The organism is Enterobacter sp. MGH 38 (assembly GCF_000492855.1).
GTDB classification, from domain to species: Bacteria; Pseudomonadota; Gammaproteobacteria; order Enterobacterales; family Enterobacteriaceae; genus Enterobacter; species Enterobacter hormaechei_C.
The window spans coordinates 1,657,208-1,681,504 of sequence record NZ_KI535607.1 but is presented as its reverse complement, the minus strand read 5'-3'; the positions used below and the strand labels follow the sequence as shown (position 1 = coordinate 1,681,504).

General features: G+C 55.0%; 28 protein-coding genes. 10 read left to right on the top strand and 18 right to left on the bottom strand.

Features of this window, described 5'->3' with window-relative positions; translation table 11 throughout:
- Positions 1 to 223: 223 nt before the first annotated feature.
- The gene (gene msrA, locus L384_RS12955; protein WP_003856057.1) at positions 224 to 865 is read left to right on the top strand and encodes a peptide-methionine (S)-S-oxide reductase MsrA; all 642 of its coding nucleotides are present in this window, start codon (positions 224 to 226) and stop codon (positions 863 to 865) included.
- Positions 866 to 1,076: 211 nt separating this feature from the next.
- Entirely contained in the window at positions 1,077 to 2,414 is a 1,338-nt protein-coding gene (locus L384_RS12960) for a polyamine export protein PaeA (RefSeq protein ID WP_023324056.1), read from the top strand.
- Positions 2,415 to 2,497: 83 nt separating this feature from the next.
- Here the strand turns inward: L384_RS12960 and L384_RS12965 are convergent, their stop codons facing one another.
- Entirely contained in the window at positions 2,498 to 2,905 is a 408-nt protein-coding gene (locus L384_RS12965) for a hypothetical protein (protein ID WP_023324055.1), read from the bottom strand.
- A 335-nt stretch (positions 2,906 to 3,240) separates the two neighbouring features.
- Positions 3,241 to 3,447, bottom strand: coding sequence for a DUF1107 domain-containing protein (locus tag L384_RS12970; protein WP_003856054.1), 207 nt, complete (start codon positions 3,445 to 3,447; stop codon positions 3,241 to 3,243).
- Between the two features lie 324 nt (positions 3,448 to 3,771).
- Between L384_RS12970 and L384_RS12975 the strand changes: the two genes are divergently transcribed.
- Positions 3,772 to 4,329 (top strand): YtfJ family protein, encoded by a 558-nt coding sequence (locus L384_RS12975; protein ID WP_023324054.1) that lies wholly within the window; start codon positions 3,772 to 3,774, stop codon positions 4,327 to 4,329.
- On the opposite strand, the gene cysQ is transcribed toward L384_RS12975, so the two are convergent.
- Entirely contained in the window at positions 4,323 to 5,063 is a 741-nt protein-coding gene (cysQ, locus tag L384_RS12980; protein ID WP_015572488.1) for a 3'(2'),5'-bisphosphate nucleotidase CysQ, read from the bottom strand. The genes L384_RS12975 and cysQ overlap by 7 nt on opposite strands.
- 190 nt (positions 5,064 to 5,253) lie before the next feature.
- Here cysQ and L384_RS12985 point away from each other — a divergent pair, with 190 nt between their 5' ends.
- Complete coding sequence (locus L384_RS12985; protein ID WP_023324053.1) at positions 5,254 to 7,197, top strand: bifunctional 2',3'-cyclic-nucleotide 2'-phosphodiesterase/3'-nucleotidase; 1,944 nt, start codon at positions 5,254 to 5,256, stop codon at positions 7,195 to 7,197.
- A 93-nt stretch (positions 7,198 to 7,290) separates the two neighbouring features.
- Here L384_RS12985 and L384_RS12990 read toward each other — a convergent pair whose 3' ends face one another.
- Positions 7,291 to 7,677 carry a winged helix-turn-helix transcriptional regulator gene (locus L384_RS12990; RefSeq protein WP_022650268.1) on the bottom strand — a complete coding sequence of 129 codons (387 nt, stop codon included), beginning with the start codon at positions 7,675 to 7,677 and terminating at the stop codon, positions 7,291 to 7,293.
- A gap of 84 nt (positions 7,678 to 7,761) precedes the next feature.
- Here L384_RS12990 and L384_RS12995 point away from each other — a divergent pair, with 84 nt between their 5' ends.
- The 3 genes from L384_RS12995 (at position 7,762) to L384_RS13005 (ending at position 10,557) form a co-directional block, all read left to right on the top strand.
- The gene (locus tag L384_RS12995) at positions 7,762 to 8,610 is read left to right on the top strand and encodes an SDR family oxidoreductase (RefSeq protein WP_023324052.1); all 849 of its coding nucleotides are present in this window, start codon (positions 7,762 to 7,764) and stop codon (positions 8,608 to 8,610) included.
- 81 nt (positions 8,611 to 8,691) lie between these two features.
- Entirely contained in the window at positions 8,692 to 9,516 is an 825-nt protein-coding gene (locus tag L384_RS13000; protein WP_023324051.1) for an AraC family transcriptional regulator, read from the top strand.
- Positions 9,517 to 9,591: 75 nt separating this feature from the next.
- Positions 9,592 to 10,557 (top strand): DMT family transporter, encoded by a 966-nt coding sequence (locus L384_RS13005; RefSeq protein ID WP_022650265.1) that lies wholly within the window; start codon positions 9,592 to 9,594, stop codon positions 10,555 to 10,557.
- A gap of 80 nt (positions 10,558 to 10,637) precedes the next feature.
- Here the strand turns inward: L384_RS13005 and L384_RS13010 are convergent, their stop codons facing one another.
- Positions 10,638 to 12,287: a methyl-accepting chemotaxis protein gene (locus L384_RS13010; protein WP_023324050.1), complete on the bottom strand. Its 1,650-nt coding sequence runs from the start codon at positions 12,285 to 12,287 to the stop codon at positions 10,638 to 10,640.
- A 245-nt stretch (positions 12,288 to 12,532) separates the two neighbouring features.
- Here L384_RS13010 and ytfE point away from each other — a divergent pair, with 245 nt between their 5' ends.
- Positions 12,533 to 13,195 carry an iron-sulfur cluster repair protein YtfE gene (gene ytfE / locus L384_RS13015; protein ID WP_003856046.1) on the top strand — a complete coding sequence of 221 codons (663 nt, stop codon included), beginning with the start codon at positions 12,533 to 12,535 and terminating at the stop codon, positions 13,193 to 13,195.
- An 86-nt stretch (positions 13,196 to 13,281) separates the two neighbouring features.
- On the opposite strand, the gene cycA is transcribed toward ytfE, so the two are convergent.
- A complete protein-coding gene (gene cycA, locus L384_RS13020) occupies positions 13,282 to 14,691 on the bottom strand; it encodes a D-serine/D-alanine/glycine transporter (protein ID WP_003856045.1) in 1,410 nt (469 codons plus the stop codon).
- A gap of 314 nt (positions 14,692 to 15,005) precedes the next feature.
- Positions 15,006 to 15,626 (bottom strand): FKBP-type peptidyl-prolyl cis-trans isomerase, encoded by a 621-nt coding sequence (fklB, locus tag L384_RS13025; protein WP_008502892.1) that lies wholly within the window; start codon positions 15,624 to 15,626, stop codon positions 15,006 to 15,008.
- Between the two features lie 231 nt (positions 15,627 to 15,857).
- Between fklB and L384_RS13030 the strand changes: the two genes are divergently transcribed.
- The gene (locus L384_RS13030) at positions 15,858 to 16,496 is read left to right on the top strand and encodes an OapA family protein (protein WP_023324049.1); all 639 of its coding nucleotides are present in this window, start codon (positions 15,858 to 15,860) and stop codon (positions 16,494 to 16,496) included.
- A 46-nt stretch (positions 16,497 to 16,542) separates the two neighbouring features.
- On the opposite strand, the gene L384_RS13035 is transcribed toward L384_RS13030, so the two are convergent.
- From L384_RS13035 to rpsF, 5 genes are all read right to left on the bottom strand, one after another.
- Positions 16,543 to 17,472 carry a DMT family transporter gene (locus L384_RS13035; RefSeq protein ID WP_017383942.1) on the bottom strand — a complete coding sequence of 310 codons (930 nt, stop codon included), beginning with the start codon at positions 17,470 to 17,472 and terminating at the stop codon, positions 16,543 to 16,545.
- 152 nt (positions 17,473 to 17,624) lie between these two features.
- On the bottom strand, positions 17,625 to 18,074 hold the full coding sequence (rplI, locus tag L384_RS0121030; protein ID WP_003856039.1) for a 50S ribosomal protein L9: 450 nt from the start codon (positions 18,072 to 18,074) through the stop codon (positions 17,625 to 17,627).
- Between the two features lie 41 nt (positions 18,075 to 18,115).
- Complete coding sequence (gene rpsR, locus L384_RS13040; protein ID WP_000135199.1) at positions 18,116 to 18,343, bottom strand: 30S ribosomal protein S18; 228 nt, start codon at positions 18,341 to 18,343, stop codon at positions 18,116 to 18,118.
- A gap of 4 nt (positions 18,344 to 18,347) precedes the next feature.
- A complete protein-coding gene (gene priB, locus L384_RS13045) occupies positions 18,348 to 18,662 on the bottom strand; it encodes a primosomal replication protein N (protein WP_003856035.1) in 315 nt (104 codons plus the stop codon).
- A 6-nt stretch (positions 18,663 to 18,668) separates the two neighbouring features.
- Positions 18,669 to 19,064, bottom strand: coding sequence for a 30S ribosomal protein S6 (gene rpsF, locus L384_RS13050; RefSeq protein WP_003856034.1), 396 nt, complete (start codon positions 19,062 to 19,064; stop codon positions 18,669 to 18,671).
- A gap of 340 nt (positions 19,065 to 19,404) precedes the next feature.
- Here rpsF and yjfY point away from each other — a divergent pair, with 340 nt between their 5' ends.
- A complete protein-coding gene (gene yjfY / locus L384_RS13055; RefSeq protein WP_023324048.1) occupies positions 19,405 to 19,680 on the top strand; it encodes a DUF1471 family protein YjfY in 276 nt (91 codons plus the stop codon).
- Positions 19,681 to 19,816: 136 nt separating this feature from the next.
- On the opposite strand, the gene L384_RS13060 is transcribed toward yjfY, so the two are convergent.
- The 6 genes from L384_RS13060 to ulaA are packed head-to-tail and all read right to left on the bottom strand — an operon-like array spanning position 19,817 to position 24,224.
- Positions 19,817 to 20,503, bottom strand: coding sequence for an L-ribulose-5-phosphate 4-epimerase (locus L384_RS13060; protein WP_023324047.1), 687 nt, complete (start codon positions 20,501 to 20,503; stop codon positions 19,817 to 19,819).
- Complete coding sequence (locus L384_RS13065) at positions 20,496 to 21,356, bottom strand: L-ribulose-5-phosphate 3-epimerase (RefSeq protein ID WP_023324046.1); 861 nt, start codon at positions 21,354 to 21,356, stop codon at positions 20,496 to 20,498. Before L384_RS13065 ends, L384_RS13060 begins: the two co-directional genes overlap by 8 nt.
- Positions 21,357 to 21,365: 9 nt before the next feature.
- Positions 21,366 to 22,016, bottom strand: coding sequence for a 3-keto-L-gulonate-6-phosphate decarboxylase UlaD (ulaD, locus tag L384_RS13070; RefSeq protein WP_003856025.1), 651 nt, complete (start codon positions 22,014 to 22,016; stop codon positions 21,366 to 21,368).
- A gap of 12 nt (positions 22,017 to 22,028) precedes the next feature.
- Entirely contained in the window at positions 22,029 to 22,496 is a 468-nt protein-coding gene (gene ulaC / locus L384_RS13075; RefSeq protein WP_003856024.1) for a PTS ascorbate transporter subunit IIA, read from the bottom strand.
- A 9-nt stretch (positions 22,497 to 22,505) separates the two neighbouring features.
- A complete protein-coding gene (gene ulaB, locus L384_RS13080; RefSeq protein WP_003856022.1) occupies positions 22,506 to 22,811 on the bottom strand; it encodes a PTS ascorbate transporter subunit IIB in 306 nt (101 codons plus the stop codon).
- A 12-nt stretch (positions 22,812 to 22,823) separates the two neighbouring features.
- Positions 22,824 to 24,224: a PTS ascorbate transporter subunit IIC gene (gene ulaA, locus L384_RS13085; protein WP_003856019.1), complete on the bottom strand. Its 1,401-nt coding sequence runs from the start codon at positions 24,222 to 24,224 to the stop codon at positions 22,824 to 22,826.
- Between the last annotated feature and the right edge of the window lie 73 nt (positions 24,225 to 24,297).

Sequence of the window (24,297 nt, the reverse complement as noted above, 5' to 3'; positions counted from 1 at the left end):
TTTTCTCCTGAATATCCCTGTTTCCACCCTGGAAGCAAATGCAGTGCCGCTCCGCGGCAAAATACGGCCTGAAAGCCAAAAACCCAAATTACGGGTTGAAAAAGGGTGTAACACCCAAATATTTCTTATGATTAAATCTAGACTCATTCATCGCATTTATTGTGTTCAATTAAACGCTTCGTGACAACCTTAACCGAAACAACGCTACCCCGGAGGCCCCACCGTGAGTTTATTTGATAAAAAGCATCTGGTATCACAAGCCGATGCGTTACCGGGACGCAACACCCCTATGCCAGTGGCGACATTACACGCCGTAAACAACCATTCAATGACAAACGTTCCTGATGGAATGGAGATCGCCCTGTTTGCCATGGGCTGCTTCTGGGGCGTAGAACGCCTGTTCTGGCAACTGCCGGGCGTGTACAGCACCGCTGCGGGCTACACCGGAGGATATACGCCTAACCCAACCTACCGCGAAGTCTGTTCCGGTGAGACCGGTCATGCTGAAGCGGTGCGTGTGGTGTATGACCCGAGCGTCATTAGCTATGAACAGCTGCTCCAGGTGTTCTGGGAAAACCATGACCCGGCGCAGGGCATGCGTCAGGGTAACGATCACGGCACCCAATACCGTTCGGCCATCTACCCGCTCACCCCAGAGCAGGAGGCCGCGGCCCACGCCAGCCTGACGCGTTTCCAGGAAGCGATGCAGGCGGCCGGTGATAAACGTCAGGTCACGACGGAAATCGCTACCGCGAAACCGTTCTACTATGCCGAAGACGACCACCAGCAGTACCTGCATAAAAATCCGTACGGCTACTGCGGCATTGGCGGCATCGGCGTCTGTCTGCCTCCACAACAGGACTGATTACGGCTTCAGCGCCACGCGAGCCGCGTGGCGCACAGCCTCTCCCTCCGGCCACTTTTTGCCGAAAACGTGACCTCTGGCAGGTTTACACGTCTTTACGCTATACTACCGCTGAAATAATCGGCTCAACGCTACGAGCTGACTTCAATGTGTCTTCACACGAATGGTATCAACTCCCCTTCTGAGGATCTGGCGAGAAGCCGGATAAACTATGTTAAACAGTATTTTAGTAATACTTAGTCTTATTGCCGTCAGTGCATTTTTCTCGATATCGGAGATCTCGCTGGCTGCCTCCCGTAAAATCAAACTGAAGCTGCTTGCCGACGAGGGCAACATCAACGCATCACGCATTCTGAAAATGCAGGAAAATCCCGGCATGTTCTTTACCGTGGTGCAGATTGGCCTGAACGCGGTCGCCATTCTTGGCGGTATCGTGGGTGATGCAGCGTTTTCTCCGGCGTTTTATGGCCTCTTTGTTAAGTACATGTCCGTAGAGCTGGCCGAGCAGTTGAGCTTCATCCTCTCCTTCTCCCTGGTGACCGGCTTGTTCATTTTATTCGCGGACCTGACCCCGAAACGCATCGGTATGATTGCGCCAGAAGCTGTGGCTTTGCGTATCATCAACCCGATGCGCTTCTGCCTTTATGTCTTCCGTCCGCTGGTGTGGTTCTTTAACGGCCTGGCGAACGTCATTTTCCGCATCTTCAAGCTGCCGATGGTGCGTAAAGACGACATTACCTCCGATGATATTTATGCCGTGGTGGAAGCCGGGGCGCTGGCAGGCGTGCTGCGCAAGCAGGAGCACGAGCTGATTGAGAACGTTTTCGAACTGGAATCCCGTACCGTGCCGTCCTCCATGACCGGCCGTGAAAACATCATCTGGTTCGATCTGCATGAAGACGAGCAGAGCCTGAAGACCAAAGTGGCGCAGCATCCGCACTCCAAGTTCCTGGTCTGTAACGAAGATATCGACCATATCATCGGCTATGTGGACTCCAAAGACCTGCTGAACCGCGTGCTGGCAAACCAGAGCCTGGCGCTGAACAGCGGCGTGCAGATCCGCAACACCCTGATAGTCCCGGACACCCTGACGCTCTCCGAAGCGCTGGAAAGTTTCAAAACCGCCGGGGAAGACTTCGCGGTGATCATGAACGAATACGCGCTGGTGGTGGGCATTATCACCCTCAACGACGTTATGACGACCCTGATGGGCGACCTGGTCGGCCAGGGGCTGGAAGAGCAGATTGTTCAGCGTGACGAAAATTCATGGCTCATTGATGGCGGTACGCCGATTGAAGACGTCATGCGCGTGCTCGACATCGACGAGTTCCCGCAGTCCGGAAACTACGAGACCATCGGCGGCTTTATGATGTTTATGCTGCGTAAAATCCCGAAACGTACCGACTCGGTGAAGTTCTCCGGCTTCAAGTTTGAAGTGGTGGATATTGATAACTACCGCATCGATCAGCTGCTGGTAACGCGTATTGATAGCAAACCGACCGTGCTGGTGCCGAAACTGCCGGATGCGGAAGAGAAGGTGTCGGCGTAATTTATGAAGGGCAGCGTTGAGCTGCCCTTTTTGTTTTAAAACGGAAGCTGCCGTTTATGTAATTTAAATAATTTTTTAAGTCCTTAGAAGGGGGACGAATTGAGATAAATAAAGGCAGAGCCTACGATATTATTAAATTTAAAAATATCCCCGCTTACTTTAAGAAAAATCGTTCTGTCTTCAATGCTAACTTTCACGCCAGGATCGGTGGTGACAAGGAAAGGTTCATAACCATTTTTAATGTCTTCTAAAAAAACTTCATCGGTCTTTTGTGCCGTGTAAAGATAATATTTATATACGAAAGAAGTCGTCGCACCCGCGCTGTTTTCCGTGATATACAACATAGACTTATCAGCTACGGCATGCCGATAAACTATAGTCTGTTCAAGGTAAAAAAAGTCACCAAGCATGCGCCAAATCCCATATCCTATGGTAGCTAACATAAATAACACAAATATATTCTTATTTTTAAAAACCAGATCTCGATGCATAATTATTCCATTTATTTTCCATGCGTAACGGCTTCCCTTCTCAGCCAACAGTTAAAGCTGACCTCTTTACAACTCGCTTATAAAAAGTATAGGGGTATTGTTTATGCCATGGATAATAAGTCCAATAGTGATCCAAGTTTTTAATGTTTTATATCAATATTTAGCACTGAAAAAGATTTTAAGAAAAACTTCATCAATTCATGGTTATACCCGTTAATACAAATAACGCCAAGTCAAAACTATCTGCTTCAGGGTATGTCTCTGGACTGGCCCTACAAACATCAACGGCTCCCATTGGGAGCCGTCTTTTTAACAACTACTGCATAGCACGTTGGTTAAGCCATCTCAGTTTGCAGACGCATAACCTGACGGTTGACTTCGGACATCACAGACAAGTGCTGTTTGTCCTTCACTTTCGGGATAAGGATTTTGCCCTTATCGAACTCAAAAGCGCCAACATCCTTGATGTACAACCGTCCACGGAACAGGATCTTCACGTACTTCGCCACCTGAAGCGGGTTGTAGCGTTGGAAAATTTTCATTCTTGTATCTCCTGCGAATCATACGCTCTTGCGGTGCCACAATCGGCCCGACTGTCCTGAGCGCAAATTTTGATGCCCAATGACTATAGACCAGAACCTCGTACTTACCCAGTGTGCATAAGTTTATTTACCGTTTGATTACAATTATTCAGAATAATCTTTGCAAAGCGTGATACAGCGCAGTATATGCCGTCGTTTTTGCATAGATATGTGCGTTCGCCCGCAAACTGGCATCGGGATTGCGGGAAAAGCCTATTGATCGCACTTATGATTAAAAGCGCATGACCAAGTGGTCGGATCACCTGCTAACAATAAGGAAACACCATGACCCTACGTAACCTCCTGGCAGCAGCTTGCCTGTTGCTGCCGCTGATGGCTTCCGCACACAACATTGAAAAAGGACAACGTGTCCCGCCGGTCGGGATTGCTGACCGGGGAGAATTGATTCTCGACAATGATAAGTTTAGCTATAAAGTCTGGAATAGCGCGCAGCTTGCGGGCAAAGTGAGAGTTGTACAACATATTGCCGGACGTACATCCGCTAAAGAGAAAAACGCTACCCTCGTGGAGGCGATCAAGGCCGCAAAACTCCCGCACGATCGCTACCAGACCACTACCATCGTGAACACCGACGACGCCATTCCCGGCTCCGGCATGTTTGTGCGCTCAAGCCTTGAGAGCAACAAGAAGCTCTATCCCTGGTCGCAGTTTATTGTCGACAGCAACGGCGTGACGCGTAAGGCGTGGCAGCTGGAAGAGGAGAGTTCAGCGATTGTCGTGCTGGACAAAAACGGTCGCGTAGAGTGGGTTAAAGACGGCGCGCTGACGCAGGATGAGGTGCAGCAGGTGGTTGCCCTGCTGCATAAGCTGCTGACTCAGTAAAGTGACACCCGGAAGCCCGGATTCAGGAATGACTCGCGCGGGGTGTAGTCCAGTGGCTTACCCTGCCAGTCATGCACATGCGCGCCAGCGGCCGCCGCCACCGCATGCCCTGCCGCCGTATCCCAGACGTTCGTCGGCCCGAAACGTGGGTACAGCTGCGCCTGCCCTTCCGCCACCAGACAGAACTTCAGCGACGAGCCAATCGACGTCGTCTGGTGTTCACCCAGCTGTTGCAGATACTCCTCCAGCTCGCTGTCACTGTGCGAGCGGCTGATCACCACCAGCGGAGGACGGGCATCACGCACCTGGATCTGCTTACGCACGCCGCACTCTTCCTTCCAGGCTTTACCTTCCGCCGCGCTGTACATCACCTTCATCACCGGGGCATAAACCACGCCCAGTACCGCTTTCCCTTTTTCAATCAGAGCGATGTTGACGGTGAATTCACCGTTACGCTTGATAAACTCTTTCGTGCCGTCCAGCGGGTCGACAAGCCAGTAACGCTGCCAGTGCTGACGTTCATCCCAGCTCTGGGGCGCTTCTTCAGAAAGGACCGGAATATCCGGCGTCAGGGCCTGCAAACCTTTCAGGATCACCGCATGCGCCGCGATATCCGCCGCCGTCACCGGGGAGTCATCCGCTTTGCTGACAACATCCATCGGTTTCGCACCGTCGTACACCTGCATAATGGCATCACCCGCATCCCGTGCGAGCTGACAAATTTTATCTAACATTCTCCACCTCTTCGTTAACGCAGTGGGCATAACTTATTGTTTTAGTTATATCGTAATGTGAACAATTCCGCTATCTGTGAAGCAATTCTGGTTTCAGCGCCCTTTTTTCTGGCAGCATTCACACTTCTGTAAGCAACAAATACTACATACATATTCTTTTGTGGCTTGGATCGAAAAAAGGACTCCTCAGATGATTAAGTTTAGCGCAACGCTCCTGGCAACGCTGATTGCGGCAAGCGTTCAGGCAGCGACGGTGGATCTCCGTATTCTGGAAACCACCGATCTGCACAGCAATATGATGGACTTCGATTACTACAAAGATACCCCTACGGAAAAATTCGGACTGGTACGCACGGCAAGTTTGATCAACGCCGCCCGCGGTGAAGTGAAAAACAGCGTGCTGGTCGATAACGGGGACTTAATTCAGGGCAGCCCGCTCGGAGACTACATGGCGGCGAAGGGGCTGAAAAAAGGCGAGATCCACCCTGTCTATAAAGCGATGAACACCCTGGATTATGCGGTTGGCAACCTGGGCAACCACGAATTTAACTACGGCCTGAAATACCTGCACGACGCGCTGGCAGGGGCAAAATTCCCGTACGTTAACGCCAATATCATCGACGTTAAGACGAAGAAGCCGCGCTTCACCCCTTATCTGATTAAAGAGACCGAGGTTGTCGACCAGGACGGTAAAAAACAGACGCTGAAAATCGGCTATATCGGTTTTGTACCGCCGCAGATCATGACGTGGGATAAAGCCAACCTCGACGGGAAAGTAACCGTCAACGACATTACCGAAACCGCGCGCAAATACGTGCCGGAGATGCGGGCGAAAGGGGCGGATGTGGTGGTCGTCGTGGCCCACTCCGGCCTCTCGGCCGACCCGTATCAGGTGATGGCTGAGAACTCCGTGTACTATCTCAGCCAGGTGCCGGGCGTGGATGCGATCCTGTTTGGTCACGCCCATGCCGTCTTCCCGGGCAAAGATTTCGCTGATATCAAAGGCGCGGACATCGAAAAAGGGACGCTCAACGGTGTGCCATCGGTGATGCCGGGCATGTGGGGTGACCACCTTGGCGTGGTGGATCTGGTGCTGAATAACGACAGCGGAAGCTGGAAAGTCACGCAGTCGAAAGCGGAAGCGCGTCCGATCTACGACGCAGCGGCCAAAAAATCTCTGGCAGGGGAAGATAAAAAGCTGGTCGACGTCCTGAAGCATGACCACGACGCGACGCGTGAATTTGTCAGCAAGCCGATCGGTAAATCGGCTGATAACATGTACAGCTTCCTCGCGCTGGTACAGGATGACCCGACCGTGCAGGTAGTCAACATGGCGCAGAAAGCCTATGCGGAGCACTATATTCAGGGCGATCCGGATCTGGCAAATCTGCCGGTACTGTCTGCCGCGGCGCCATTCAAAGTGGGCGGACGTAAGAACGATCCGGCCAGCTACGTTGAGGTGGAAAAAGGCCAGCTGACCTTCCGTAATGCCGCCGATCTCTACCTCTATCCCAACACACTCGTGGTGGTGAAAGCCACCGGGAAAGAGGTGAAGGAGTGGCTGGAGTGCTCTGCCGGACAGTTCAACCAGATCGATCCGCACAGCAGCAAACCGCAGTCGCTGATTAACTGGGACGGTTTCCGCACCTACAACTTCGACGTGATCGACGGCGTGGATTATCAGATTGACGTTACCCAGCCCGCGAAATATGACGGCGAATGTCAGGCCATTAATCCGCAGGCAGAACGCATCAAAAACCTGACCTTCAACGGCAAAGCGATTGATCCTAATGCCACTTTCCTGGTGGTGACCAACAACTACCGCGCCTATGGCGGTAAGTTTGCCGGTACGGGTGACAGCCATATCGCCTTTGCCTCACCGGATGAGAACCGTTCGGTGCTGGCGGCGTGGATCAGCGCGGAGTCGAAAAAGGCGGGTGAAATTCATCCGGCGGTGGATAACAACTGGCGACTTGCGCCGATCCACAGCGACACTAAGCTGGATATTCGCTTTGAGACATCTCCGTCCGATAAAGCAGCCGCGTTTATCAAGGATAAGGCGCAGTATCCGATGCAAAAGGTCGCGACGGATGATATTGGGTTCGCGATTTATCAGGTGGATTTGAGCAGGTAGCGATGATTGTGCCGGGTGGCGGCTTCGCCTTACCCGGCCTACCCGCAATCCTCGATCCCGTAGGCCGGGTAAGCGCAAGCGCCACCCGGCATTTCATGCCGCACGCTCGTCCCTATTCGCCATCACCTGCGGCGTATTGACCTCAATCCAGTCGGCCAGCGCGGCCACCTTCTCGCTTACCTCCCGCCCCAGCGGCGTCAGGCTATACTCCACATGCGGCGGCACGACCGGATACGACACGCGATCGACAAACCCGTCATGTTCCAGCGCCTGTAAAGACTGAGCCAGCATCTTCTCGCTGACGCCGCCCATCTTGCGGCGCAGATCGCTGAAGCGATGCGTCCCCTGACGTAACGCCACCAGGATCAGCACGCCCCAGCGGCTGGTTACGTGTTTGAGCACCTCCCGTGACGGGCACTGTTCCGCAAAGAGGTTGCCATCGCGCATTTGCTCGCTGAGCGTTGGTATTGTTGTTTTCATACTTACCTTTTTGTACGTACTTACTAAAAGTTAGTTATGGTGATAGTGTGCCACAACACCAGACAAACACGAAGGAGATTCATCATGATCGCGATTACCGGCGCAACCGGCCAGCTTGGCCAACACGTTATTGAAGAACTGCTGAAAACCGTTCCGGCCAGCCAGATCGTGGCTATTGTGCGTAACCTGGCGAAAGCCGAAGCGTTGCGTCAGCAAGGGGTCGTTGTGCGTCAGGCGGATTACACCGATGAAGCCGCATTTACCACCGCGCTGAACGGCGTGGATAAACTACTGCTCATCTCCTCCAGCGAAGTGGGCCAGCGCGCCGTACAGCACCAGAACGTGATAAACGCCGCCAAAGCCGCCGGGGTGAAATTCATCGCCTATACCAGCCTGCTGCATGCTGACAAATCCCCGCTGGGTCTGCACGTTGAGCACGTCGAAACCGAAAATGCCCTGGCGGCCTCCGGCGTGCCTTACGCCCTGCTGCGCAACGGCTGGTACACCGAAAACTACCTGGCAAGCGCGCCGCCAGCGCTGGAACACGGCGTATTTATGGGGGCCGCAGGCGAAGGCAAAATTGCCTCTGCGACCCGTGCGGATTACGCGGCGGCGGCAGCGAAAGTGATTTCTGAAGAGGTTCATGCCGGCAAGGTGTATGAACTGGCGGGTGATAATGCCTGGACGCTGAGCGAACTGGCTGCGGAACTGAGCAAGCAGAGCGGTAAGCCGGTAACGTATCAGAACCTCAGCGAAGCCGATTTCGCCGCTGCGCTGAAGGGCGTTGGTCTGCCTGCCGGGCTGGCGGAAATGCTGGCGGACTCCGACACCGGCGCGTCCAAAGGCGGCCTGTTCGACGACAGCCATACCCTGAGCAAGCTCATTGGCCGCCCAACCACACCGCTGGCGGAAAGCGTCAAAGCCATCCTGTAGTTGTTAAAAATTGGTTATTTTTTGTGGCGTCCCCTCGGGTCATCTCTGATAATGAAGCGATGACCCACAAGGAGGCTCACTGTGCAAGGCGTACCGGAACAGTTCACTGATGAGAGAGACAGCGCGCGCTTTCGCCATCTGGCGCAGCTGCCGGGCCTGGAGCTTTATCACGCCCATATCTCTGACTACGCCTTCGAGCCGCACACTCATGAAGCCTTCGGTATCGGCACCATCGAAACCGGTGCCGAACGCTTCCGCTATCGCGGTACCCAGCATCTTGCCGCGGAAAAATCCGTCGTGACCATGAACCCGGACGAGATCCACACCGGGGAATCCGCCACTGAAGGCGGCTGGCGCTACCGGATGGTCTACATCGAACCCGACCTGCTGAAAGAGGTCACTGGCCTGCGTCACTGGTGGTTTAGCGACGTCACGCGTCACGATCCGCTGCGCTCGCAACAGATAGGCCAGTTGATTTATGGCCTGTGGCACACGGACGATCCGCTGGCGCAGAAGGGGCTGCTACTGGATTTGATTCAGACTTTTCAGCCGCTGGCCCACCATGCGCCGGTGGTGCAGGAGGCCACGCACCGCTTCGAACGCGTTCGCGACTACCTGCACGACAACTATATGCGCTCGCTGACCCTGGACGAGCTGGCTAACGTTGTCTCGCTCAGCCCGTACCATTTTCAGCGCCAGTTCAAAGCCCATTTCCACGTTACGCCCCACCAGATGCTGATGGCCATCCGGCTGTGGCGCGCCAAAGCATTCCTCACCCATGGCATGCCTGCCGCCGAGGTGGCCGCCGCGACCGGGCTGACCGATCAGTCGCACCTGACCCGCGCCTTCACCCGTCGCTACGGCATCACGCCCGTGCGCTACCAGAAACAGGTTATGCCGCGCTAATGCGCAACCTCATACAATACGCGCCCGTTTTGCCCTCCTACACTGAGCGCAAAGTGAATCAAGATGGATGGAAAAATGATTAGCGGCGTGTTGTATGCCCTGCTTGCGGGTTTGATGTGGGGGCTGATTTTTGTCGGCCCGCTGATTGTGCCGGAGTACCCGGCAATATTGCAGTCGACCGGACGTTACCTGGCGCTGGGGCTGATTGCCGTGCCGCTGGCGTGGCTGGGGCGCACGCGTCTGCGTCAGCTGGGCCGCCAGGACTGGCTCACCGCGCTGGCGCTGACCATGATGGGTAATCTGATCTACTACGTCTGTCTGGCGAGCGCCATTCAGCGCACCGGTGCGCCGGTGTCGACCATGATTATCGGCACGCTGCCGGTGGTCATCCCGGTTTTCGCGAACCTGCTTTACAGCCAGCGTGACGGCAAACTGGCGTGGTCAAAAATGGCGCCGGCGCTGGTCTGCATTGCCGTGGGGCTGGTGTGCGTGAATATTGCCGAGCTTCGCCATGGTCTGGAAAATTTCAGCGTGTGGCGTTACGGTTCAGGGATCTTTCTGGCGTTTATTTCGGTTGTCTGTTGGGCCTGGTATGCCCTGCGCAACGCACGCTGGCTGCGGGAAAACCCGGATAAGCATCCGATGATGTGGGCCACGGCGCAGGCGCTGGTCACCCTCCCTGTCTCGTTGCTGGGCTATGTGGGCGCGTGTGTCTGGCTGGGTAGCCAGCAACCGGCATTTACCCTGCCCTTCGGACCGCGCCCGTGGGTATTCGTCGGGTTAATGGTCGCCATTGCCGTGCTCTGTTCGTGGGTGGGCGCGCTGTGCTGGAACATTGCCAGCCAGAAGCTGCCGACGGTGATATTAGGGCCGCTGATTGTCTTTGAGACACTGGCCGGGCTGCTCTATACCTTCCTGATGCGCCAGAGCGTGCCGCCGTTGCTAACGGCCTGCGGGATCGCGCTGCTGGTCGTTGGGGTGGTGATTGCGGTGAGAGCGAAGCCGGAAAAACCGATGGTCGTTCCGGCGTCGGAGGGGTGAGCTTTTCGCCCGGCGGCGCTTCGCTTGCAGGGCCTACAAAACCGTAGGCCGGGTAAGCGTCAGCGCCACCCGGCACAGTATCAGAACGTTTCCCAGTTCGCTTCAGACGCCGCCGCGACGGGCTGCGCTTTAGGTGCATAGGTCTTTACCGGCGCGGCTTTCACCGCCTGATTGCGGGTGATCTTAAACACTGCCACCGCGTCGTTCAGGCGTGCAGCCTGATCTTCCAGCGCCGCCGCCGCCGCCGCAGACTCTTCCACCAGCGAGGCATTCTGCTGGGTGACGCGATCCATCTCCGCCACCGCCTGACCCACCTGGTCGATACCGCGGCTCTGTTCGTCGGAGGCCGACGCAATCTCACCCATGATGTCCGTCACGCGCGTAACCGCATTGACGATCTCCGCCATCGTCGCGCCCGCCTCATTCACCAGCTGAGAGCCCGCGTTAACACGCTCGCCGGAATCATCGATCAGCGCTTTGATCTCTTTCGCCGCCTGCGCGCTGCGCTGGGCAAGGGTACGCACCTCGCCCGCGACAACCGCGAAGCCACGTCCCTGCTCGCCCGCGCGCGCCGCTTCTACCGCCGCGTTCAGCGCCAGAATATTGGTCTGGAAAGCAATGCCGTCGATCACGTTAGTAATTTGCGCGATTTTGCTGGAACTGGTGGCGATTTCGTCCATCGTCCGCACCACGCCTTCCACCACGTTACCGCCCTTCTTCGCGGTGGAGGAGGCGTCCAGCGCCAGGCGTGACGCCTGACGCGCGTTATCGGCGTTTTGCTTCACGGTAGCGGTTAACTGTTCCATGCTGGCTGCCGTCTCTTCCAGAGAAGCGGCCTGCTGCTCGGTACGGGAGGAGAGATCGTTGCTGCCCGCCGAGATTTCACCCGCGCCGGTGTAGATGGTATCTGCGCCTTCACGCACCACGCCCACCGTGTTGGCCAGCGCAGTCTGCATCTCCTGAACGTTGCGCGCCAGGATCGCCATTTCATTTTTACCCTCAGCCTGAATCGGCTGGGTTAAATCCCCTGCGGCAATGGCGCGGATATGGTTGATCACCTCTTCCAGCGGCAGCAGCAGCACGCGGCGCATCGCAATCCAGCTGGAAATAATCACCGCGATCACCAGCAGCATCACCGCAGAAAGGATCCACAGAATGCGTTTGTAGTCGCTTTCATTGTCCTGGATACCTTTGGCGGTCAGCGCGGCCTGCGCCTCACGCCACTCGCGATAAACCTTTTGCATCGCGGTCTGCTTCTGTTCGGCATGTTGTTTGAACATATCTTCCAGATTGCCCTGCCCCAGCAGAACGTTCATTTGCGTCAGCGTGGCGGAGTAGACGCGGTACTGCTCTTCCAGGCGATCGGCCAGGTGCTCGTCCATACCCGGCGTTTCCGGCAGCGCATAGTATTTATCGTAATGGGTCTGGGCATCGGCCAGCAGGTTTTTCGCGGTATTGACCAGCTCGTTCAGCTGCCCGCCATTAATCTGCGACGCCATGCTGCTTTGCAGGCGCAGCATGCCGCGGTTGAGGGTGACGCGCGCCTGGTTCAGGCTGATCCAGGCGTCGGTAAACTCCGCAACGTTCTGGCTAGAAAGCTGAGAAACGGTGAAGTTCTCTTTATCGTTATTGAGTGCATTAATGAAAATGCCAGCGGAGATCAGCTGCATGATGCCGAGCACAAGCAGCACCGAAATCAAAAGAGTAATGACTTTTATACGTTTAAACATGCGTTGCCTTATTTATATACAGGTATTGTCTGACCTGTATCTATCGGCACGCGCGGCAGGTTGTTTACTGTTTCTCCACCTTTAAAAACTTTCGAAAGCCCTTTTCTGCATTCAATCAGCAAGTTAAAAGCATGCTTTTTTTGTGATCCCTTTCTCGTTTTCACCCTTGCCTCTAAAGGGTTATAGTATCCACTTAAAGATGCATTTAAAATGCATCTTATATTTCTGATGATGAGGTAACTGCTATGGCCTTCCGCGACCAACCCTTAGGCGAGCTGGCGCTCTCCATCCCTCGCGCTTCTGCGCTGTTCCGTAAATATGATATGGATTACTGCTGCGGTGGTAAGCAAACGCTGGCGCGCGCAGCGTCGCGTAAAGAGCTGGATGTAGAGGCTATCGAAGCGGAGCTGGCTCAGCTGGCTGAACAGCCCGTCGACAAAGACTGGCGCACTGCGCCGCTGGCTGAAATCATCGACCATATCATTGTGCGTTACCACGATCGTCACCGCGAGCAGCTGCCGGAGCTGATTTTACAGGCGACCAAAGTTGAACGCGTTCATGCCGATAAACCTTCCGTACCGCGCGGCCTGGCGAAATACCTGACCATGCTGCACGAAGAACTTTCCAGCCACATGATGAAAGAGGAGCAGATCCTCTTCCCGATGATCAAACAGGGCATGGGCAGCCAGGCCATGGGGCCCATCAGCGTGATGGAAAGCGAACATGATGACGCCGGCGAACTGCTGGAAGTGATTAAACACACCACCGACAACGTCACACCGCCGCCAGAGGCGTGCACCACCTGGAAAGCCATGTACAACGGCATTAACGAGATGATCGACGATCTGATGGAACACATCAGTCTTGAGAATAACGTTCTGTTCCCGCGTGCATTAGCGGGGGAATAAAAAAGCCCGGCGGCGCTAGCGCTTACCGGGCCTACAACGTCCGCGAACGTAGGCCGGGTAAGCGTCAGCGCCACCCGGCAACATGCTTAACGCATGCTCGCCATACGTTTCTTACCAATAAACAGCCAGCCCAGCCCCAGCGCAATAAACCACAGCGGCGTGACGATCAGCGCCTGGCGGGTATCTTCTTCCAGCGTCAGCAGCACCAGCACGAAGACGAAGAACGCCATGCACACCCAGCACATCAGCTTGCCCAGCGGCATCTTGTAGATCGACTTCTCATGCAGGTGTGGACGCTGTTTGCGGTACACCAGGTATGAGCAGAGGATAATGGTCCAGACGAACATGAACAGGATCGCCGACACCGTAGTGATCATGGTGAACGCGCCGATTACGCTCGGGTTGACGTAGAGCATTACCACACCGCCCAGCAGACAGATGCAGGAGAAGGTCAGCCCTTTCGCCGGTACCGCGCGTTTAGACAGTTTGGCAAACGCGCTCGGAGCAACGCCCTCCTGCGCCAGACCGAACAGCATACGGCTGGTGGAGAAGACGCCGCTGTTCGCGGAAGAGGCCGCAGAGGTCAGCACCACGAAGTTAATCAGGCTCGCGGCAGCAGGCAGCCCCACCAGCACGAACAGCTCGACGAACGGGCTCTTGGTTGGCACCACCGAGCTCCATGGCGTCACGGACATAATGACGATCAGCGCGAACACGTAGAACATGATGATACGCAGCGGAATGGAGTTGATCGCGCGCGGCAGGGATTTCTCCGGATCTTTGGTTTCCGCCGCCGTGGTACCGACCAGCTCAATCCCGACAAACGCGAACACCGCAATCTGGAAGCCGGCAAAGAAGCCGCTGATCCCTTTCGGGAACCAGCCGCCGTCATTCCACAGATGGGCAAACGACGCCTGTACGCCGGTTGGCGACTGGAAGTGCGTCAGCACCATCACCAGCCCGACGACAATCAGCGCGATGATGGCGACGATTTTGATCATCGCGAACCAGAACTCCATCTCACCGAACATTTTAACGGTGGCGAGGTTCAGGCTCAGCAGCAGGACAATCACCGCCAGCGAAGCCACCCAGTCCGATAGCCCTGGGAACCAGAATTGCGCGTACGCCGTGATGGCCACAACGTCAGCCATGCCGGTGACCACCCAGCAGAACCAGTAGGTCCAGCCGGTAAAATAGCCCGCCCACGGGCCGAGCAGGTCTGACGCGAAGTCGCTGAAGGATTTGTATTCAAGATTCGAGAGCAGCAATTCACCCATTGCACGCATCACGAAAAAGAGCATAAAACCGATGATCATATAAACGAAGATGATCGACGGGCCGGCAAGACTGATGGTTTTGCCCGAGCCCATAAACAGCCCTGTGCCGATGGCTCCGCCAATGGCAATAAGCTGAATGTGACGGTTCGTGAGATTTCGCCGTAGCGACTGTTCAGACGTCGCCTCTTCTGCGGCGGCGACTTTGACCTGATCTACCATGTGATATTTTCCTGTTTATGCCTGTCTGTGTTGTTAAGGCTCTTCTGGCCTTTATTTACGTCAAATAAATGACGGCCCCTGTGTAAGGACTAATCGATAGTAGGTAAGAATCGGCGGGATGAATACTATGATTTGAATATTATGTTAATAATATGTTGAAAGTGAGTGTCATATCACTCATACAGCGCGAAACAGCTCACAAAAATACACGTAACAGTTTCGTTTGCAATACAAAATGTTGATTCCGTCGTAACTCCGGGTTTTATCGCTATTTTCCTCTCCCCGATCGGAGAGAGGAAAATAAGAAAAACCGATTACAGGATTTCCAGCAGCTCGACTTCAAACACCAGGGTGCTGAATGGCGGAATGGACGCGCCAGCGCCACGCTCGCCGTAAGCCAGGTTGTGCGGGATAGTCAGTTCCCATTTGGAACCTACTGGCATCAGGGTCAGGGCTTCGATCCAGCCTGCGATAACGCCGTTGACCGGGAACTCAGCCGGTTCGCCACGCGCGACGGAGCTGTCGAACACGGTACCGTCGATCAGCTTACCGGTGTAGTGTACGCGAACGTGGTCGGTACGCGCCGGGATTGCGCCATCACCCTGATTGATTACGCGGAACTGCAAGCCGGACTCGGTGCTGTTCACGCCTTCACGCTCACGGTTCTCTTCCAGATATTTCACGCCTTCTGCCGCCATCTCTTCGAAACGCGCGCGACGTACGGCGTCAGCACGTTCGTGGATTTCACGCAGCGCACGGTGCACAACGTCAACCGGCACAGCGGGCTGCTTGCCTTCCAGCGCGTCAGCGATACCCGCCACCAGCGCTTCCGGTAACAGACCTTCCAGGCCGGATTCGCTCAGCTGCTGTCCTACCTGCAAGCCGATGCCGTAGCTTGCCTGCGCTTCGATAGTGTCAAAAGTCGGGGTGGTCATGGGTTTTCCTTCCATCACATTTAAAGTAGCGGGCAGCATATCAGCCATGCCCTTATGGGTAAAACTTTGTCTTAAGTAAAGGTGACAAACTGCGACGAAACGGAAACAATAGTAGCCGTCAGGATTTTCCCTAATATATGTCACGAAAGCTGGCTTTGTTACGCCCATCAGGCAGTTAGCAAACTACACTTCTCAGGACAGGATAAAAAGACGCGGAGCAGGAGGAGAGCCATGCCCGGGCGATTTGAACTGAAACCTACCCTGGCGAAAATCTGGCATGCGCCGGATAACTTTCGCATCATGGACCCGCTGCCGCCTTTGCATCGCAGAGGCATTATCATCGGCGCGTTGCTGATCGTCATCGGCTTCCTGCTTCCTTCCGGCAGTGACAACGTTGATACCGCGCCGGTCAGCCGGAATGCTGAGCTGGATATCCAGTCGCAAAGCCAGCCGCAGCCTGGTTCACAGCCGATGCAGACGCAGCTGGTCACACCGTCTAACGATCCGGGCCAGGTTGCGCCGGTTGAACCTGAACCGGTTCAGGAAGATCAGGAGCTGGCCGCCACCCCTTCAGAGCCACAGGCGCAACAGCCCACCGGCATTGAGCAGCAGTGGCGTTCGTATCGCGTAGAGCCTGGGAAAACTCTTGCCCAGCTGTTCCGCGACCACAATTTGCCCGCAACGGATGTGTATGCCATGGCGCAAGTCGAGGGGGCAGGCAAGCCGCTCAGCAACCTGCAAAATGGTCAGATGGTGCAGATCCGTCAGAACGCCAGCGGCGTGGTGACCGGGTTAACGATCGATACCGGAAACGGGCAGCAGGTACTGTTTACCCGCCAGCCGGACGGCAGTTTCATCAGAGCACGTTAATGGCCCAGGCCGGGTAAGGCGATGCCGCCACCCGGCACTTTTGTTCTCAGGCACGCCGTTTATTCACCCACCAGATCCCCGAGCAGACCAGCACCAGCGCAATCGCGTATTTGATGTCCAGAATGTTTTCGCCGAGGAAGATGGCGGAGAGCACCGTCCCTGCTACAGGTATGACAAAGTTGAACGGGGCAATCATACTCACGCGGTTTACTTTCAGCAGCGCGCTCCACAGGGCGAACGCCACGGATGAGAGCAGCGTCAGATACCCCAGCACGGCGACGGCTTTCATGCTGTGCACCTCCAGCGTCCCGCCCGTGGCATAGCCTCCCGCAACCAGTGCCGCCCCGCCTATCCCCAGCTGCCATCCCGTCATCACCGTCGGGTCAACGGTCTGGGAAATGCGTTTCCCGTAAAGCGTGGCCGCAGAGAGAATAAAGGCGGCCAGCACCACAAATCCGTCACCTTTCCACACAAACTGGAACTCACTTAACCCGCTGTGGAAGTTCACCAGCATCACCCCGGCAAAGCCCAGAACACACCCCAGCGTTTTGTTATAGCTGAGTTTGTCGTTGTGGTAGATAAAGTGCGCCAGCAGCACGCTGAAGAAGGTCCCGGTGGCATTCATGATGGAGCCGTTCACCCCGGTCGTGTAGGCCAGGCCGATATAAAAGAAGGTGTACTGGAGGGAGGTCTGGGTCAGTCCGAGGATCGTGAGCTGGCCAAACTGCGTGGGCGTGAGCCTGCCAATCGGTTTTCGCTGGGCCAGGGCAAAAAGCAGCAGCAACGCGCCGGCAAACAGAAAACGGTATCCGGCAAAGACGACTTTGGAGGGGATATCATCGGTCGCGATCTGAAAGAGTTCGTAGCCACTTTTAATGGCCGGGTACGAGCTTCCCCAAAGCAGACAGCAGAGCGTGGCGCAGGCATAGGCCACATTTCGACGGGCAAAGACGGGCGTGGGCAGAGCAGTATCCATGACAAATCTCATAAATAAAATTGCGTTTCAATTTATTATCAGAGAATGCGTCAGGAATAGCGACCTTACAAGAGCAAAAGATGACGCAGGGTCACGCTAAAAAGCAAAACGCCGGCACAAGGCCGGCGCTTCGACGCGAGCAGAGTAAAAAATTACTCAGCTACTACGTTAACAACCAGTTTAGCGAACACTTCGCTGTGAACCTGGAAGTCAACTTCGTGCTCACCAGTGGTACGCAGAACGCCGTTCGGCAGACGAACTTCGCTCTTAGCCACTTTAACGCCTGCCGCAGTAACTGCATCAGCGATATCGCGGGTACCGATGGAACCGAACAGTTTACCTTCGTCGCCAGCTTTGGACGCGATGGTAACGGTGCCCAGTGCGTTGATTGCTTCAGCGCGAGCGTTAGCAGCCGCCAGAACGTCAGCCAGTTTGGCTTCCAGTTCAGCACGACGTGCTTCGAAAAACTCTACGTTTTTCTTAGTAGCTGGAACAGCTTTACCCTGTGGAACCAGGAAGTTACGAGCGTAACCCGCTTTAACGTTTACCTGATCACCCAGGCTGCCCAGGTTTGCTACTTTATCAAGCAGAATAACTTGCATTACCTTATCCTCTTAAAGTCGTATTAATGGACCGTGCCCGATTACTGATGACGATCAGTGTACGGCAGCAGAGACAGGTAGCGAGCGCGTTTGATAGCGCGAGCCAGCTGACGCTGATATTTTGCACGAGTACCGGTGATACGGCTTGGGACAATCTTACCGCTTTCGGTGATGTAGTTTTTCAGCGTTGCGATATCTTTATAGTCGATCTCTTGAACGCCTTCCGCGGTGAAACGGCAGAACTTGCGACGACGGAAATAACGTGCCATATGGCTAGTCTCCAGAATCTATCAAATCAATCTGCTCGGCATGCAGAACCATTTTGCTCAGGCCGTTCTTTGCCTTGTGGCAAGAAATGAACCCCTGAACGATTACTGCGCTACCGACCGTTAAACTGTGAGTAATGGCCTGGTTTTCGTGTCCGCTAATAATTACGGGCATTTGGCACCACGCCTGCCGGTGAAACCCGGCTTCCTCTTGCACAGAACGATGCTCAAGCACGAACTGGCAATGCGGAATTCCTGATGGGCTGACCTTTCGAAGGGGGGTCCTGCACACGGTGCCGGACAACACCAGACGGTTGGTCATCAGAAATTACTCTTCAGAATCCCCAGCATCAGAATCATCTGCGGTTTCGTTTGCGAAATCATCGCGACGCTCACGGCGCTCGTCTTTCGCTTTAACCATCGGAGATGCTTCGGTCACTGCGTGTTTGGTACGCATAACCATGCTGCGGATAACGGCATCGTTGAAGCGGAAGGTAGTTTCCAGCTCATCGATCACTTCCTGCGGAGCTTCAACGTTCATCAGAACGTAGTGTGCTTTGTGCAGTTTGTTGATCGGGTAAGCCAGCTGACGGCGGCCCCAGTCTTCCAGACGGTGGATCGTGCCTTCTGCACCAGTGATGGCAGCAGAGTAACGCTCGATCATGCCCGGAACCTGTTCGCTCTGGTCAGGGTGGACCATAAAAACGATTTCGTAATGACGCATCGAATTGCTCCTTACGGATTATTCAGCCTCCTGTCTGGGTCAGCCGAGGCCCGGGGAGGCAAGGAACGTGTTAAAGGTCGGCTGAAAAATTGACGCGTCATAATACTTGCGCCCCCCAGGAAACTCAAGCTGATTGCACAAATAATTCGCACAAAGGGTAAAGCTGTTCTAAGTGGGTGATTTAAAATCGCACTCATCAGAAGCGCTGTTTTTTTGAACAACATCATCAGAAATGGTCACCCATCCCAACCCGGGTAGCGATTACACTTTAATCAGAAACCCTGAACAGAGAAGGAGAGCATTCCCCCGTATCACAGCACGCAGTCGTGGAGCGCATATCATGAAAAGAATCGCAATCGCCATTTTGGCTGCGCTTTTGCTCAGTGCAAACGCGATGGCAGCCATCAGAATAGACAGCCAACAGGCCAGAAACATGGATGATGTGCAGAGCTTAGGCGTTATTTACATCAATCATAACTTCGCCACTGAAAGTGAAGCAGATCAGGCGCTTAATGAAGAAACCGATGCGCATGGCGCAAAATACTATCACGTCATGCTGACACGTGAGCCCGGCAGCAACGGTAATATGCACGCCAGTGCAGATATTTACCAGTAACGCTTTATCGCTAGCACCAGGAAAGCCAAAGAAAATCAAAGCCATATATATAATTTGCCCCCTGCCCGGGGGCTTTTTTATGAATGGCTCCGGAATACCACCGGTTACAACTGTTTCGGTATTCCAGAGCACTTATTCACTTCTGCCCGTAATAAGCATTCGGGCCGTGCTTACGCATGAAATGCTTGTTCATCAGATAATCATCAATGCCCTGAAGCTGTGGGTTAATGCCGCGCGCAATCCACGCCATTCTGGCCACCTCTTCCATCACCACCGCGTTATGCACGGCGTCATGCGCATCTTTACCCCAGGAGAATGGACCATGCTGGTACACCACAATACCCGGCGTATGCAGTGGTTCCGTCTCACCCAGCGTTTCGATAATGACCCTGCCGGTGTTAAGTTCGTACTCGCCTTCGACCTCAGTCTGCGTTAACGCCCGCGTGCAGGGAATATCACCGAAGAAGTAGTCCGCGTGCGTTGTACCCAAAGCAGGGATCGCCAGCCCGGCCTGTGCCCAGGCGGTGGCGTGCGTGGAATGGGTATGTACAATCCCCCCCAAGGACGGGTAACGCTGGTACAGCGCCAGATGGGTTGCCGTATCAGAAGAGGGACGCCATTTGCCTTCAACGACCTGACCTTCCAGGTCAACCACCACCATATCGTCCGCTTTCATGGCGTCATAGGCCACGCCGCTCGGCTTAATCACCACCAGCCCCTGCTCGCGATCGATGGCGCTTACGTTGCCCCAGGTAAACGTCACCAGTCCATAGCGCGGGAGATCCATATTGGCTTCAAAGACCTGCTGTTTCAGCTTAAGCATGTTCCGCCTCCATCAGTCCTGCCCGCGCCATGCGCTCGCACACCCAGTCCCGGGCTTTCGCCACTTCTGCCGCCGGATCGTCCGCGGTTTCGCTCCACATCTCAATCAGGTAAGGCCCGCAATAACCTGTCTGTTTGAGCGTCTGGAAGCACCGCTCGAAATCCACCACCCCGGTGCCGAACGGTACGTTTTTAAACACGCCGGGACGGGTATCTTTAACGTGCACCGCCACGATATGCCCGATGCCCGCCTGAAGCTCCATCTGTACGTCGTTATCCCATGCCGACAGGTTGCCGATATCCGGATAAAGCTGGAACCACGGGTTATTCAGATAGTGCGCGTAGCCCAGCGCCTTGCTGATGGAGTTCATCAACGGATAATCCATGATCTCCATCGCCAGCGTCACCTGCGCACGGCTGGCCATCTCAACGCTCTCTTTCAGACCATCACGGAAACGACGGCGCGTTTCATCGTTAGCTTCCTGATAGTAAACGTCATAACCCGCCAGCTGGATCACGCGGATACCCACGTCCTGCGCAAAGCGGATGGCTTTACGCATGATCTCCAGCCCCTGCGCGCGCACGGCATCATCTTCGCTGCCGAGCGGAAAACGACGATGAGCGCTCAGGCACATGGACGGCACGCGCACGCCCGTTTCCGCGATGGCGCTTACCAGTGCCAGGCGCTGGTCGCGGCTCCAGTCGAGGCGAGAAAGACGCTCGTCCGTCTCATCCACCGACATTTCGACAAAATCGAAGCCCAGCTGCTTCGCCAGCTGTAACCGCTCCAGCCAGCACTCCCCCGCAGGGAGTGCCTTTTCATAGATGCCAAGCGGGACCTGTTTTGACAACATACCCGCTCCTTAACCCCAAAGCTGAGCGATTGAGCGTTTAAACTGACGCGCAGCTTCCACCGGAGATTCCGCATCGCGAATGCTACGACCGGCAATAAAGACGTGAATTGGAATCCCCTTGAACAGCGGCAGATCTTCCAGCGCCAGGCCACCGGTTACGGTCACTTTGAAGCCCATATCGGCCAGACGTTTGATCGCGCTGATATCGGCTTCACCCCACGCCACGCCTGCGGCCTGCGCATCACGGCTGCGGTGATAAACCACCTGCTGGATACCTGCTTCGCGCCACTCCTGCGCCTGCTCCCAGGTCCAGAAACCGGTCAGTTCAATCTGCACGTCGCCATTGAACTCCTTCGCCACGTCCAGCGCGCCTTTCGCAGTGTTGATATCCGCACAGCAGATCACGGTGACCCAGTCGGCGTTGGCTTCAAAGCACATGCGAGAGAGAATTTTGCCCGCATCGGCGATTTTGGCATCCGCCAGCACGATTTTATGCGGATAGAGCGCCTTCAGGTCACGAACCGCACGAACGCCTTCGCCCACGCACAGAATGGTGCCGACTTCGATGATGTCCACTTCTTCCGCAATCAGACGGGTGGTTTCGTAAGCGTGAGACAGAGTCTGGTTATCCAGCGCGACCTGCAACATTGGTAATGACATTTTAAATTCCTCTTAAACGGCCGCCGCAGTGGCGTTATCAATTAAATCCAGCACGTCCTGCGCGGTACGGCAGGCGCGTAAACGGTCAAAATTAGCTTCATCATCAAACAGATTGACGATCTGCATGATGCCCACCTCCTGGTGGGTATTGGCATCGACAGCCGCCATAGTGATAAGGATGTCGACCGGGTCGTTATCTTCGTGGTTGAACACCAGCGGGGTTTTCAGCGTCACCAGCGCGAAGCCGGTTTTCTTGACGCCCTCTTCCGGGCGGCCATGCGGCATCGCCAGGCCTGGCGCAATCACAAAGTAAGGGCCATGCTGCGCCACGCCATCCAGAATCGCCTGGTAGTAACGCGGCTCGACAACGTCAGCCTTAACCAGCAGATCCACGCTCAGCTTCACCGCTTCCTGCCAGGTGCTTGCTTCGGCCTGTAAAAGGATGGAGTTATTCTCTGCCAGCGAATCACGTAGTTTCATGTGGCATCCTTACTTCACGTCTTGTGGGAAGTGTTCTTTGATCACTTCCAGCAGCTTTGGTCCGAAATCCGCAGGCGACAGCATGTTGCGTACGCCTACCACGTATTTGTTGCCCGACACGCTAATCTCGCCGGCAATGTGCGTTGAGGCGATGATGATGTCCGCGCCGTTCAGTTCACTTTTGTATTCACCCACTGCGCAGCTGTTCACCGTGTGGTCAATGTTTGACTGGGTTAAAAACTGGTCCACTTTCATCTTCATGATCATGGAGCTACCTTGCCCATTGCCACACACAGCCAGGATACGTACGGTCATAATCGAAACTCCTTAATGAGCAGACACTTCTGCTGTTTGTTTTTCCGCATCTTCTTCAGCCCGCAGCGAACGGCCAGCGAAGAACATATAAGCCAGGGCAATCAGGATGATGACGGCCATAAAGACCAGCCCGACGGACGCAAAGCCCTGCATCATCGGCGGCGCCAGAATTGACCAGTCCGCCATGCCCATCCAGGCGCTCATGCCGGTGAGCTTGACCGCCCACACGCACCCGAAGATTTCAACCATGCCCATCACCAGGCAGATCTTGAGCGCTGCGCGCCATCCGCCGAAGTGGTTAGCAAACACGCCGATAGTGGCGTTGGAGAAGAACATCGGGATAAAGCCAGGAATAATCAGGATTGAGGAGCCACAGCCCACCAGGATGCCGACCGCAATCAGCTGGCCGATGGTGCCCCACATAAAGCCCCAGACGACGGCGTTTGGCGCAAAGCTATAGATAGCCGCACAGTCAATCGCCAGCACCGCGCCAGGGATCAGGCGCTGGGAGATGCCGTTAAACGCTTCCGACAGTTCGGCGACGAACATACGCACGCCCTGGGTGATGATGAAAATAGCAACAGCGAAGGAGAAACCGGTTTGCAGGATATAGACCGTCCAGTGGGTTTTACCCGCCATCGCCTGCACCACGTCAATGCCAAAGGAGAGCAGGATGGCGCCGAAGAAGATGGTCATCACAATTGCCGTGGAGACGATGTTGTCGTGGAAGATATTCAGCCAGCCAGGCAATTTGAGATCTTCAACACTCTCCTCTTTTTTGCCCAGGTACGGCGCGACTTTGTAAGCAATCCAGGAGGCGAACTGCTGCTGGTGACCGATGGAGAAACCGCAGCCGTCCGTAACGTCCTGCGTTGGCTTATACATCATGTTGGAGGTGATGCCCCAGTAAAGTGAGACCAGCACTGCCGTGCAGATGACCGTGGTCCACATTGGGTAGCCGAAGATATAGAGAGAAACGGCAATCAGACCCGCCTGCTGGAACATGATGTGCCCGGTGAGCATGATGGTGCGAATACCGGTGATACGGCGCAGGAGCACGTAAATGATGTTCAGCGCCAGCGCGAGCAGTACCGCATACCCAACCCAGCTGTATGCATCTCCCATGCGATCGATGGTGGCCATCATGGACGCGTAAGTGTCAGAGATGGCGCCGTTAATGCCGTACACCTCTGACATTTTGGCAACAACCGGCTTAAACGTGCTGGTCAGAATGCCAGACCCCGCCTGCAACAGCATAAAACCAATGATGGTTTTGATGGTGCCTTTGATAATCACGCTGACGCTTTTGCGCAGCAGGATGTACCCCAGGCACGTCACGATACCCAGCAACAGCGGGGCGTTGGTCATTACCTGATTAAAGAAAACGGTAAAGACGTTGTAGAGGATCTCCATAACTCTCTCCAGAAAATGAGAACACGAGGGGCAATCCCTGTGTGGTTGGTGTCATCACTCTATTAATCACAAA

Coding starts and splice junctions, on each gene's coding strand:
- ulaC (WP_003856024.1), bottom strand. CDS start 22,496: ATGAAACTACGTGATTCGCTGGCAGAGAATAACTCCATCCTTTTACAG.
- L384_RS12960 (WP_023324056.1), top strand. CDS start 1,077: ATGTTAAACAGTATTTTAGTAATACTTAGTCTTATTGCCGTCAGTGCA.
- priB (WP_003856035.1), bottom strand. CDS start 18,662: ATGACCAACCGTCTGGTGTTGTCCGGCACCGTGTGCAGGACCCCCCTT.
- L384_RS12990 (WP_022650268.1), bottom strand. CDS start 7,677: ATGAAAACAACAATACCAACGCTCAGCGAGCAAATGCGCGATGGCAAC.
- cycA (WP_003856045.1), bottom strand. CDS start 14,691: ATGGTAGATCAGGTCAAAGTCGCCGCCGCAGAAGAGGCGACGTCTGAA.
- yjfY (WP_023324048.1), top strand. CDS start 19,405: ATGAAAAGAATCGCAATCGCCATTTTGGCTGCGCTTTTGCTCAGTGCA.
- L384_RS13035 (WP_017383942.1), bottom strand. CDS start 17,472: ATGGATACTGCTCTGCCCACGCCCGTCTTTGCCCGTCGAAATGTGGCC.
- L384_RS13065 (WP_023324046.1), bottom strand. CDS start 21,356: ATGTTGTCAAAACAGGTCCCGCTTGGCATCTATGAAAAGGCACTCCCT.
- L384_RS12970 (WP_003856054.1), bottom strand. CDS start 3,447: ATGAAAATTTTCCAACGCTACAACCCGCTTCAGGTGGCGAAGTACGTG.
- cysQ (WP_015572488.1), bottom strand. CDS start 5,063: ATGTTAGATAAAATTTGTCAGCTCGCACGGGATGCGGGTGATGCCATT.
- ytfE (WP_003856046.1), top strand. CDS start 12,533: ATGGCCTTCCGCGACCAACCCTTAGGCGAGCTGGCGCTCTCCATCCCT.
- L384_RS13005 (WP_022650265.1), top strand. CDS start 9,592: ATGATTAGCGGCGTGTTGTATGCCCTGCTTGCGGGTTTGATGTGGGGG.
- rpsF (WP_003856034.1), bottom strand. CDS start 19,064: ATGCGTCATTACGAAATCGTTTTTATGGTCCACCCTGACCAGAGCGAA.
- L384_RS13030 (WP_023324049.1), top strand. CDS start 15,858: ATGCCCGGGCGATTTGAACTGAAACCTACCCTGGCGAAAATCTGGCAT.
- L384_RS13010 (WP_023324050.1), bottom strand. CDS start 12,287: ATGTTTAAACGTATAAAAGTCATTACTCTTTTGATTTCGGTGCTGCTT.
- L384_RS12995 (WP_023324052.1), top strand. CDS start 7,762: ATGATCGCGATTACCGGCGCAACCGGCCAGCTTGGCCAACACGTTATT.
- ulaA (WP_003856019.1), bottom strand. CDS start 24,224: ATGGAGATCCTCTACAACGTCTTTACCGTTTTCTTTAATCAGGTAATG.
- rplI (WP_003856039.1), bottom strand. CDS start 18,074: ATGCAAGTTATTCTGCTTGATAAAGTAGCAAACCTGGGCAGCCTGGGT.
- fklB (WP_008502892.1), bottom strand. CDS start 15,626: ATGACCACCCCGACTTTTGACACTATCGAAGCGCAGGCAAGCTACGGC.
- L384_RS12965 (WP_023324055.1), bottom strand. CDS start 2,905: ATGCATCGAGATCTGGTTTTTAAAAATAAGAATATATTTGTGTTATTT.
- L384_RS13060 (WP_023324047.1), bottom strand. CDS start 20,503: ATGCTTAAGCTGAAACAGCAGGTCTTTGAAGCCAATATGGATCTCCCG.
- L384_RS12975 (WP_023324054.1), top strand. CDS start 3,772: ATGACCCTACGTAACCTCCTGGCAGCAGCTTGCCTGTTGCTGCCGCTG.
- L384_RS12985 (WP_023324053.1), top strand. CDS start 5,254: ATGATTAAGTTTAGCGCAACGCTCCTGGCAACGCTGATTGCGGCAAGC.
- ulaB (WP_003856022.1), bottom strand. CDS start 22,811: ATGACCGTACGTATCCTGGCTGTGTGTGGCAATGGGCAAGGTAGCTCC.
- ulaD (WP_003856025.1), bottom strand. CDS start 22,016: ATGTCATTACCAATGTTGCAGGTCGCGCTGGATAACCAGACTCTGTCT.
- rpsR (WP_000135199.1), bottom strand. CDS start 18,343: ATGGCACGTTATTTCCGTCGTCGCAAGTTCTGCCGTTTCACCGCGGAA.